This window comes from Pseudomonas sp. 57B-090624, assembly GCF_003234055.1.
Lineage (GTDB): Bacteria > Pseudomonadota > Gammaproteobacteria > Pseudomonadales > Pseudomonadaceae > Metapseudomonas > Metapseudomonas tohonis.
In genome coordinates this window covers 21,506-32,008 of sequence record NZ_QKRU01000078.1, presented here as the reverse complement: position 1 = coordinate 32,008, position 10,503 = coordinate 21,506, and the positions used below count along the sequence as shown (strand labels likewise).

At 70.3% G+C, this 10,503-nt stretch carries 7 protein-coding genes; 6 read left to right on the top strand and 1 reads right to left on the bottom strand.

The window, feature by feature from the left end:
- The 4 genes from DMX10_RS27110 to DMX10_RS27095 all read left to right on the top strand — a co-directional run.
- Positions 1-714: FecR family protein (locus DMX10_RS27110; protein WP_111264011.1), on the top strand; the 714-nt coding region annotated here is incomplete at its 5' end.
- 123 nt (positions 715-837) lie between these two features.
- Entirely contained in the window at positions 838-1,980 is a 1,143-nt protein-coding gene (locus DMX10_RS27105; RefSeq protein WP_111264010.1) for an efflux RND transporter periplasmic adaptor subunit, read from the top strand.
- On the top strand, positions 1,977-3,953 hold the full coding sequence (locus tag DMX10_RS27100) for a MacB family efflux pump subunit (protein WP_111264009.1): 1,977 nt from the start codon (positions 1,977-1,979) through the stop codon (positions 3,951-3,953). The genes DMX10_RS27105 and DMX10_RS27100 overlap by 4 nt, the downstream gene beginning before the upstream one ends.
- Entirely contained in the window at positions 3,950-5,380 is a 1,431-nt protein-coding gene (locus DMX10_RS27095) for an efflux transporter outer membrane subunit (protein WP_111264008.1), read from the top strand. Before DMX10_RS27100 ends, DMX10_RS27095 begins: the two co-directional genes overlap by 4 nt.
- A 631-nt stretch (positions 5,381-6,011) precedes the next feature.
- On the opposite strand, the gene DMX10_RS27090 is transcribed toward DMX10_RS27095, so the two are convergent.
- On the bottom strand, positions 6,012-7,643 hold the full coding sequence (locus tag DMX10_RS27090; protein ID WP_111264007.1) for a PvdJ/PvdD/PvdP-like protein: 1,632 nt from the start codon (positions 7,641-7,643) through the stop codon (positions 6,012-6,014).
- Between the two features lie 177 nt (positions 7,644-7,820).
- On the opposite strand from DMX10_RS27090, the gene pvdM reads away from it, so the two are divergent.
- Both pvdM and pvdN read left to right on the top strand, forming a co-directional pair.
- A complete protein-coding gene (gene pvdM, locus DMX10_RS27085; RefSeq protein ID WP_111264006.1) occupies positions 7,821-9,194 on the top strand; it encodes a pyoverdine-tailoring dipeptidase-like protein PvdM in 1,374 nt (457 codons plus the stop codon).
- The gene (gene pvdN, locus DMX10_RS27080; protein WP_111264005.1) at positions 9,194-10,483 is read left to right on the top strand and encodes a pyoverdine-tailoring periplasmic protein PvdN; all 1,290 of its coding nucleotides are present in this window, start codon (positions 9,194-9,196) and stop codon (positions 10,481-10,483) included. The genes pvdM and pvdN overlap by 1 nt, the downstream gene beginning before the upstream one ends.
- Positions 10,484-10,503 lie beyond the last annotated feature (20 nt).

Below are 10,503 nucleotides of genomic sequence, written 5' to 3'. Positions count from 1 at the left end.
GCCCTGGCCCTGATCGCCGCGCCCCTGGCCGGCTACAGCGGCTGGCTGGCCGGCTGGGTGCCCGACAGCTACCAGCGTTACCAGGCTGAAAGCAGCATCCGCCGCGTCACCCTGCCCGACGGCAGCGACGTGGAGCTGAACCTCGCCACGCGCCTGAGCTACGCCAGCTTCATCGACCGCCGCCGCGTCAGCCTCGACAGCGGCGAAGCCTACTTCCACGTCAGCCACGACAGCGCCCACCCCTTCGTGGTGCAGGCCGGCCAGGGTTCGATCACCGTCACCGGCACCCGCTTCAACGTCTGGAAGTACCAGGACAACGTCGTGGTCACCGTCACCGAGGGCTCGGTCAAGGTGCGCAGCGAACAGCGCGGCAACGACAGCAACCTCAGCCCCGGCATGCAGGCCAGCTTCGGCCCGGGCGACATGCAGCCGGTGGTCGGCGCCGTGGACACGCAGAAGGCCCTGGCCTGGCGCGACGGCAAGCTGATCCTCGACGACCTGACCCTCGCCGAGGCCGTGCCGCTGATCAACCGCTACCTCGACGCCCCGCTGGTACTGGGCGACCAGGCCAGCGCCGACCAGCGCATCGGCGGCATCTACAGCACCCGCGACATCCGCAGCCTGGTCAGCGCCCTGCCCCAGGTCCTGCCCGTCAGCCTCGCCCAGCAGGCCGACGGCAGCACCCTGATCAGCAACCGCAAGATGCGCCTGTGAAGCCGGGCGCCACGCCCGGAACGCCCCACCCGGTAAATTTCCCCGCGCCCTGATCGTTCATCTGGCAGCGCCCCTTCGCCGTCGCCCCGTGCCGGCCAGGGCCCCTCCAGAGCCGGACATCCCATGAGCGCCCCACGACTTCCACGCCGCCTGATCCTCGCCCCGCTGCTGCTCGTCCCCCTCCTCGCGCTCGCCGCCTGGAAGGCCATGCCCGACGCCGTCCATGAAGGCGACACCGTGACCGTCGCCGTCGGCACCATCGAAAGCAGCGTCAGCGCCCTCGGCACCCTGCAGCCACGTCGCTACGTCGACGTCGGCGCCCAGGCCTCCGGGCAGATCCGCAAGCTGCACGTGGAGCCCGGCGACAGCGTCGATGAAGGCCAGCTGCTGGTGGAGATCGACCCCTCCACCCAGCAGGCGCGGGTCGATGCCGGGCGCTCCTCCATCGACACCCTCAAGGCGCAGCGGGAAGAACAGCAGGCCCAGCACGCGCTGGCCCGCCAGCAGTACGCCCGCCAGCAGAAACTCGCCGCCAGCGGCGCCACCCGTGACGAAGACCTGCAGGTGGCCCACGCCCAGGTACGCACCACCCAGGCGCGCATCGCCATGATCGAGGCCCAGATCCGCCAGGCCCAGGCGACCCTGCGCAGCGACGAGGCCGAGCTCGGCTACACGCGCATCTACGCCCCCATCTCCGGCACCGTGGTAGCTGTCGACGCCCGCGTCGGCCAGACCCTCAACGCCCAGCAGCAGACACCGCTGATCCTGCGTATCGCCAAGCTCTCGCCGATGACCGTCTGGGCCCAGGTCTCGGAAGCCGACATCGGCCGCGTGCGGCCCGGCATGCCCGCCTGGTTCACCACCCTCAGCGGCGAAGGCCGGCGCTGGGAAGCCCGCGTGCGCCAGGTGCTGCCGCTGCCGCCGCGCCCGCTCGACCAGCTCAGCCAGGGCGGCGGCAGCCCCACCGGCAGCGGCGGCCGCGTGGTGCTCTACACCGTGCTGCTGGACGTGGACAACCAGGACAACACCCTGATGACCGAGATGACCGCCCAGGTCCACTTCGTCTCCGAGCGCGTCGAGAACGCCCTGGCCGTGCCCATCGCCGCACTGCAGGACGACGACAAGGTGCTGGTGGTCGGTGCCCGGGGCGCCATCGAGGAGCGCCGGGTGCGTACCGGCGTGCGCGACCGCATGCAGGTCCAGGTGCTGTCCGGGCTCAGCGAGGGCGAACGCCTGCTGATCGGCGAACCCGGCGACGCCCGATGAAGGCCCTGCACGAACCCGCCCTGCTGGAACTGGTCGACGTCCGCAAGCGCTACGGCGGCAACGGCGCGCCGGAAGTCGAGGTGCTGCGCGGCATCTCCCTGCGCATCGAGGCCGGCGAATTCGTCGCCATCGTCGGCGCCTCCGGCTCCGGCAAGTCGACCCTGATGAACATCCTCGGCTGCCTCGACCGCCCCAGCTCCGGCACCTACCGCTTCGCCGGCCGCGACGTCGCCGCGCTGGATGTCGACGAGCTGGCCTGGCTGCGCCGCGAGGCCTTCGGCTTCGTCTTCCAGGGCTACCACCTGATCCCCTCCGCCTCGGCCCGCGAGAACGTCGAGATGCCGGCCATCTATGCCGGCATCCCCGCGCCCGAGCGCAGCGCACGCGCCGCCGAACTGCTGCGCCGCCTGGGCCTGGAGAGCCGCGCCGGCAACCGTCCGCACCAGCTCTCCGGCGGGCAGCAGCAACGCGTCTCCATCGCCCGCGCGCTGATGAACGGCGGCCACGTGATCCTCGCCGACGAGCCCACCGGCGCCCTCGACAGCCAGAGCGGCATCGAGGTGATGAAGCTGCTCGAGGAGCTGTCCGCCCAGGGCCACGCGGTGATCCTCATCACCCACGACCGCGAAGTCGCCGCCCGCGCCCAGCGCATCATCGAAGTGCGCGACGGCCATGTCCTCAGTGACAGCGCCGACGCCCGAGCGCCCGGTGCCAACGCCGGCGCACTGCCCGCCAGCCACCTGCGCGAACGCCTCGAAGAACGCCGCGAACTGCCTCCCGGCGCCTGGCGGGGCGAACTGCTCGAAGCCCTGCGCGCCGCCTGGCGGGTGATGTGGGTGAACCGCTTCCGCACCGCCCTGACCCTGCTCGGCATCGTCATCGGCGTCGCCTCGGTGGTGGTCATGCTGGCCATCGGCGAAGGCAGCAAGCGCCAGGTCATGGCGCAGATGGGCGCCTTCGGCTCCAACATCATCTACCTCTCCGGCTATTCGCCGAACCCGCGCGTACCCGAAGGCGTGGTCAGCCTCGCCGACATCGCCGCGCTGTCCAAGCTGCCCCAGGTGCAGCGGATCATGCCGGTCACCGGCGGCGACACCCTGGTGCGTCGCGGCAACCTCGACTTCCAGGCCTACACCCGCGGCAACGGCGTCGACTTCCCCAGCATCCTCAACTGGCCCGTCGCCGAAGGCGCCTTCTTCGACCAGGCCGACGAGGACAGCGCCGCCACCGTGGCGGTGATCGGCCAGAAGGTACGCGACAAGCTGTTCGCCGGGCGCGACCCCATCGGCCAGCACATCCTCATCGAGAACGTGCCCTTCCAGGTGATCGGCACCCTGGCGGCCAAGGGCGCCAGCTCCGGCGACGAGGACGCCGACTCGCAGATCGTCGTGCCCTACTCCACCGCCAGCATCCGCCTGTTCGGCAAGCCCGAGCCGGATTTCGTCGTGGTCGCCGCCGCCGACGCCCGCCGCGTGCAGCAGGCCGAGGCCGCCATCGACCGCCTGCTGCTGCGCCTGCACCGCGGCATCCGCGATTTCGAGCTGACCAACAACGCCGCACTGATCCAGGCCGAGGCCAGCACGCGCAACAGCCTGTCGCTGATGCTCGGCGCCATCGCCGCCATCTCCCTGCTGGTGGGCGGCATCGGCGTCATGAACATCATGCTCATGACGGTGCGCGAGCGGACCCGCGAAATCGGCATCCGCATAGCCACCGGCGCCCGCCAGCGCGACATCCTCCGCCAGTTCCTCACCGAAGCCACGCTGCTCTCGGTCACCGGCGGCATCGCCGGCATCGCCATCGCCCTGCTGCTGGGCGGCGCCCTGCTGCTGGCGGATGTCGCCATCGCCTTCTCCCTCACCGCCATGCTCGGCGCCTTCGCCTGCGCCCTGGCCACCGGCGTCGCCTTCGGCTTCATGCCGGCACGCAAGGCCGCGCGGCTCGACCCGGTAACCGCACTGACCAGCCCATGACCGCATTCGCCCCCCGCACCCTGCTGCCGCTGTGCCTGGCGCTCGGCGCCTGCACCGGTGCCGATACCACACCGACGGCGGCGATCACGCCGCCCCCCCACTGGCAGTCCCCTGACCGCCAGGGCGCCGCGCAGATCACCGCCGACTGGTGGCACGCCTTCGGCAGCCCTGAACTCAGCCAACTGATCCAGCAGGCCCGCCAGGGCAGCTTCGATCTTGCCGCCGGCCGCGCACGGATACGCCAGGCCAGCGCCGCCGCCGTGATCGCCGGCGCCCCGCTGCTGCCCGACGTGAAGGCCGAGCTGAGCGGCAGCTACCAGCAACTGCTGGGTGACGAAGGCTTCAGCGCCCTGGATGCCGAGCACGACAGGCCGCGTTTCGACACCTATGCCACCGGCCTCAGCGCCAGCTACGAGCTGGATTTCTGGGGCGGCAGGCGCGCCGCCCGCGACAGCGCCCTGCACAGCCTGGAGGCCAGCCACTTCGACCAGGCGACCCTGGAGCTGACCCTGCTCGCCGGCGTCGCCAGCAGCTACCTGCAGGTGCTGGCCCTGGGCGAACAGGTACGCATCGCCGAAGGCAACCTCGGCAACGCCCGCCAGGTACTGGAACTGGTGGCAGCACGCCAGGCCGCCGGCGCCGCCACGCGCCTGGAGTTGGCCCAGCAGCGCAGCCTGGTGGCCGGCCGCGAACGCGCCCTGGAACGCCTGCGCCAGCAGGGCGGCGAAGCCCGTGTCGCCCTGGCCACGCTGCTCGGCCAGCCGGTGCAGGCGCTGCACCTGAAGGGCGAGAAGCTGGCCTGCATCCAGTGGCCCGGCATCGGCGCCGGGGTGCCCAGCGAACTGCTCGGCCGTCGCCCCGACATCGCCGCCGCCGAAGCACGCCTGGCCGCCGCCGATGCCGATGTACGCGTCGCCCGCGCCGCCATGCTGCCGAGCCTGACCCTGAGCGCCAGCCTCGGCACCGGCTCCGAGCAGTTCTCCGACATCCTGCGCAACCCTTACTACAGCGTCGCCACCGGCCTCACCGCGCCGATCTTCAACGCCGGCCGCCTCGATGCCAGCCATCGCCAGCGCCAGGCCCGCGAAGAGGAGCTGCTGGCCACCTACCGCGCCGCCATAGTCGCGGCCTTCGGCGACGTGGAGCGCGCCCTGCTGGCCATCGACGGCCTCGACCGCCAGCGCCAGTGGCAGGCCGAGGAACTCGCCCAGGCCCAGCGCGCCTTCGAACTGGCGGAAAACCGCTACCGCGCCGGCGCCGAGACCCTGCTCACCGTGCTGGAGACCCAGCGCAGCCTCTACCAGGCCGAAGACGACGCCGTGCAACTGCGCCTCGCCCGCCTGCAAGCCGCCGTCGGCCTGTACAAGGCCCTGGGTGGCGGCTGGACGCCGGACGCCAATCAGTTGGCCGAACGCACCCCGGGCTGAAGCCCGGGCAACCCGATTCGCACCAGGCGCAGCATCGCCCGTGGGAGCGAATTCATTGGCTCTGTCTGCGTTAGGTGTTGCTAGAGGATTTGAGCTCAGCTGATTGCTGAGTTCTGGTGATGTTTCTGGTTTCGCCCTCCCGGGCGAGTCCCTTTTCCAATCGCTGGAACGCCAGCCCGGTGAAAAGGAACCAAAAAACTTGCCCCATCATCCGTCCCGACTGCGTCGGGTTCCCTCACTCCATCGCCGTTACTCGCTACGCTCGCCCTTCGGGCCGCACTGAAGTGCGTTCGCCGCAAGCGTCGTCTGGGGGCCGGCGCGATGGGCCATCCATGGCCTGGCGCGCCTCTCGCGGCATCCATGCCGCTCGTCCCCCGGCGCAACGACTGCGTTCGGCCTCCTGGAGGGGCCTTGGCGGCTGCTCCAACTTTCTTCGTCCGACGAATCACCACGTGGTGCGCAGAGGCTTTCGTAGGATGGTGTAGAGCGAAGCGAAACCCATGCGGTGGCGGTGGCACGAACTCTTGGGCGCCCGGAAATGGCGTGCTTGAGCGCTTGCATTAAAACCACAGCAGCTAACGCAAACAGAGCCAATTCATTCGCGATGCCCGCCACGCGGGCCAAGGCCGGATCAAGCCTTGCCCGGCAACTTCAGGTTGCGCGCATACCAGGGCCGGCGCGGGGTGCGGCGCAGCAGGTCGCTGATATCGCCCTCGTCACTGAAGGCGATGCGCAAGGCCAGCTTCATGGCTTCGATCTCCATCTCGCCCATTCCCCCACCGGCATCGCCGATGCCGCCGCAGCCATGGGTGCTCGGCCCGAGCCAGGGGTCGGCCACCTCCACCCAGCGCCCCGGCGCGAACCAGGGCACGCCGTTGACTTCGCGGCGCTGCACCTCGCCCGGGTGGGCGCGCTCGTGGGCGCGGTACCAGTCCTCGATGCGGTCGTCGATCCAGCCGTGGAAGCGCCAGAACACCGGGTTCACATGGGAGGAAAAGGGGTCGCCCAGGTAATCGTTCTCCGCACGGAACCAGCGTGCGGCGTAGTCCGCCTGGTCGCGGTCGCCCACCACCGGCATGCCGTTGGAGGGGTCGCGGGTGACCGTGGCCCAGCGCATGTGCAGCCAGTCGTGGATGTTCAGCTCCACCTCGGAGCCGAACTGCGCCAGGGTCAGTCGGCTCAGGTAGTCCGGGTCCTGGTACTGGGATTCCCAGACCTGGAAGTTGCTGAAGAAGGTCTCGGCCGCCTTGATGCCGCGCAGCCACTCGCTCAGCTCCTCGTCATCGGCCGCCAGCCAGGCCGGCGGTACCGAGTTGCCGTCGTGGTTCTCCTGGTAGCGGATGAACCCCAGGCGATCGTGCTCGACATAGGGCGAGGGCAGCGGCAGGCGCGTCCAGTTCGGCAGGTCGGGCTGCAGGGCACGGGCCTGGCCGAGCATGTGCCGGTGCATGAAGAAGAAGTCCTCCCCCGAGCCATTGAGGTGTTTGCGCCGCCCGCGTGCACCGCGCTCGGCGTCACGCGGGCCGGGCTGCCAGCCGGCGCCGCGCAGGGCATCGCGGCGGGCGTCGTCGAAGCGGTGCCACTTGTCCCGCGTGGCGTGCCAGAGCTGGTGGAACAGCCGGTGTTCGGCGGATACCAGCCAGCGCATCAGCGCCGGAGCCAGCGGGGTGACCTGGTGCGCCTCGGGGAAGGCACGCTTGGTGGCGACGAACTGGCTGTCCGGCTCGGGCATGTCCAGCGGCCGGTCTATACGGCGGATGCGCCCGGTCAGCGTCCCCGCCCCGGCATCGCCCCAGCTGCTCCAGACCTCGTCGAGAATCGCCTCCAGCTCATGGCTGGGGGCCGACTCGCCCTGCGGCACCAGGCGCCAGCGCAGCTTCCCGGCATCCGCCGCCACCAGCTCGCCCAGCACCCGGTAACGGGGCTCTTCGCGACTCCGCAGGCGCTCGCCCAGGTCGATGAAACCGCGCAGGGAACGGCCGGTGGGGCCGATATCGAGGAGCATCTGCACGCCCTGTACGGGCAGATCGTCCAGGCCGATGTCCATGCCGCTGAAGCGCAGGTCCCAGATGCCGCGCAGCTTGCCGGTGAGGCTCACGCCCTCGCCGGCGGCTGCCTCGACACTGGCCTCGCCAGGCGTCTCCACCTGGTCCTTCTCCAGCTTGTCGTCGTGGTCCACCGGCGGGCGTGCGTACCACACCGCGGGCACTGCCGCCCCGACCACCGCCAGCCCCGCCATGAACCCCCGCCTGGAAAACCTCATCGTCACATCCGTATCCGTGTCAGCCACGCCTATCCAGCTAGAACGAGAGGCCCTGAAACAAATTTACCGCCCCTGCAGCGCTAAATTTCCCGCCGCCACCCTCGTTCCTCCGTGACAGGCGAACCCGCAGCGGCGGGCGCCGGAACCGCATCGACCCTGGCAACCAACGGGATGGCAATGAACACGACCCGCTCCAGCAAGGCCCCCTACCTCCTCGCCCTGGCGCTTCTCCTCGCCCTCGTCGCTGCCGCGGCCTGGTACCTCCTCTTCCCACGACCCGCCGAAGGCTATCCGCGCGAGGTGATGAAGCACGCCGAGGAGCTGCAGGACCGCATTCTTTCCTTCGACAGCCACATCACCGTGCCGCCGGACTTCGGCACCGGAGGCAACGAGGCCGACAAGGACGGCGAAGGCCAGTTCGACCTGGTCAAGGCCGGGCGCGGGCGCCTCTCCGGCGCGGCGCTGACGATCTTCGGCTGGCCGGAGATCTGGAACGGCCCCAACGCCCCCCATCGCCCCACCGCCGCCTTCGTCGACGAGGCGCGCCACCAGCAGGAACTGCGCTACAGGATCATCAGCGGCATGGTGCGCGACTTCCCCAACCAGGTCGGCATCGCCTACACCCCGGCCGACTTCCGCCGCCTGCACGGCGAAGGCAAGTTCGCCATCTTCATCAGCATGCTCAATGCCTACCCCCTGGGCGACGACCTGGACGCCCTGGACACCTGGGCCGCGCGCGGCATGCGCATGTTCGGCTTCAGCTACGTGGGCAACAACGCCTGGGCCGACTCCTCGCGCCCGCTGCCCTTCTTCAACGACAGCGTCGACGCCCTCGGCGGCCTCTCGCCCCTGGGCGAGCAGGCGGTGGCGCGGCTCAACGACCTGGGCGTGATCATCGACGTGTCGCAGATGTCCACCCTGGCCCTGGAAGACGTCGCCCGCCTCAGCCGCGCCCCCATCGTCGCCTCCCACTCGGCGCCGCGCGCGCTGGTGGACATCCCGCGCAACCTCAGCGACCGCGAGCTGCAAACCATCAAGGCAAGCGGCGGCGTGATCCAGGTGGTGGGCTTCCCCGCCTACCTCAAGCCCCTCAGCAAGCCGACCCTGGACAAGCTCAACGCCCTGCGTGCGCGCTTCGACCTGCAGCCGCTCGACGGCCTGGCCAATGCCCTGATGCCGGGTGACCCGATCATCGCCATCTGGCCGGAGCAGCGCTTCGGCGAGTACGCCAGCGCGCTCTACGCCATCCTCGAGGAAGAGCCCCGCGCCAGCGTCAAGGAGCTGGTGGACGCCATCGACTACACCGTGCGCAAGGTCGGCATCGACCACGTCGGCATCGCTTCCGACTTCAACGACGGCGGCGGCGTCGAGGGCTGGATGAACGTCGGCGAGTCGCGCAACCTCACCGCCGAGCTGATCCTGCGTGGCTACTCCGACGCCGATATCGCCAAGCTCTGGGGCGGCAACTTCCTCCGCGTCTGGGAGGAGGTGCAGCGCCGCGCCAAACCGGCCGCCGCCAGCGCCGCACAACCGCAAGCGGAGCGTGGCTGATGAGCGACCGTCGTACCTTCCTCAAGCACGCCGGCCTGCTCGCTGCCGCCCTGCCCCTGCGTTCCGCCCTCGCCGGCGACGCCCAGGCCGCCACGCCGCCGGCCAGCCCGGCCAAGGACAAATGGCAGGCGCTGCGCCAGCAGTTCGACCTGGACCCGGCCTACCTGCACTTCTGCTCCTTCCTCCTCGCCTCCCACCCCCGCGTGGTGCGCGAGGCCATCGCCCACTTCCGCGCCCGGCTGGATGCCAACCCCGGGGAGGTGCTGGACTGGGACCGCGAGGAACTCTGGGGCTACGAGAACGACGTGCGCGCCTGGGCCGGCCGCTACTTCGGCGTGCGCCCCGGCCAGGTCGCCCTCACCGGCAGCACCACCGACGGCCTGTCGATGATCTACGGCGGCCTGCGGGTGGCGCCGGGCAAGGAGATCCTGGTCAGCACCCACGAGCACTACTCCACCCTGACCCGCCTGGAGTACCGCGAGCAGATGATGGGCACCCGGGTGCGCCGCGTGCCGCTGTTCAAGGCGCCGCACAGCGCCTCGGTGGACGAGATGCTCGGCAACCTCCGCCAGGCCATCCGCCCCGAGACCCGCGTGCTCGGCATGACCTGGGTGCAGTCCGGCAGCGGCGTGAAGCTGCCGGCGCGCGAGATCGGCCAGCTGGTGAAGGAAGCCAACCAGGGCCGCGACGAAGCCGACCGCATCCTCTACGTGGTCGACGGCGTCCACGGCTTCGGCGTCGAGGACCTGAACTTCGCCGACTTCAACTGCGACTACTTCATCGCCGGCACCCACAAGTGGCTGTTCGGCCCGCGCGGCACCGGCGTCATCATCGCCCGCGAGGAGACGCCGCAGCCCCATCTGGTGCCCAGCGTCCCCACCTTCACCAAGGGCGAGACCTTCGGCACCCTGATGACCCCCGGCGGCTACCACGCCTTCGACCATCGCCTGGCGGTGGGCAAGGCCTTCGAGCTGCACCTGGAGCTGGGCAAGGCCGATGTCCAGGCCCGCATCCACCAGCTCAACAGCTACCTCAAGGACCGCCTCGCCGAGCACGCCAGGGTGCAGCTGGTCACGCCGCGCAGCCCCGCGCTGTCCTCGGGCTTCACCTTCTTCCGCGTCGAAGGCCGCGATTGCGACGCCGTGGCCCGCTACCTGCTGCAGCACAAGGTGATCAGCGACGCCGTGGACCGCGACGTCGGCCCCGTGGTGCGCCTGGCCCCCGGCCTGCTCAACGACGAAGCCGAGATCGACCGGGTGCTGGCCATCCTCGCCCCGCAGCTCGCCTGACCCTTTCGCCCTTCGAGAGA

Coding starts and splice junctions, on each gene's coding strand:
- pvdN (WP_111264005.1), top strand. CDS start 9,194: ATGAGCGACCGTCGTACCTTCCTCAAGCACGCCGGCCTGCTCGCTGCC.
- DMX10_RS27090 (WP_111264007.1), bottom strand. CDS start 7,643: ATGAGGTTTTCCAGGCGGGGGTTCATGGCGGGGCTGGCGGTGGTCGGG.
- DMX10_RS27095 (WP_111264008.1), top strand. CDS start 3,950: ATGACCGCATTCGCCCCCCGCACCCTGCTGCCGCTGTGCCTGGCGCTC.
- pvdM (WP_111264006.1), top strand. CDS start 7,821: ATGAACACGACCCGCTCCAGCAAGGCCCCCTACCTCCTCGCCCTGGCG.
- DMX10_RS27100 (WP_111264009.1), top strand. CDS start 1,977: ATGAAGGCCCTGCACGAACCCGCCCTGCTGGAACTGGTCGACGTCCGC.
- DMX10_RS27105 (WP_111264010.1), top strand. CDS start 838: ATGAGCGCCCCACGACTTCCACGCCGCCTGATCCTCGCCCCGCTGCTG.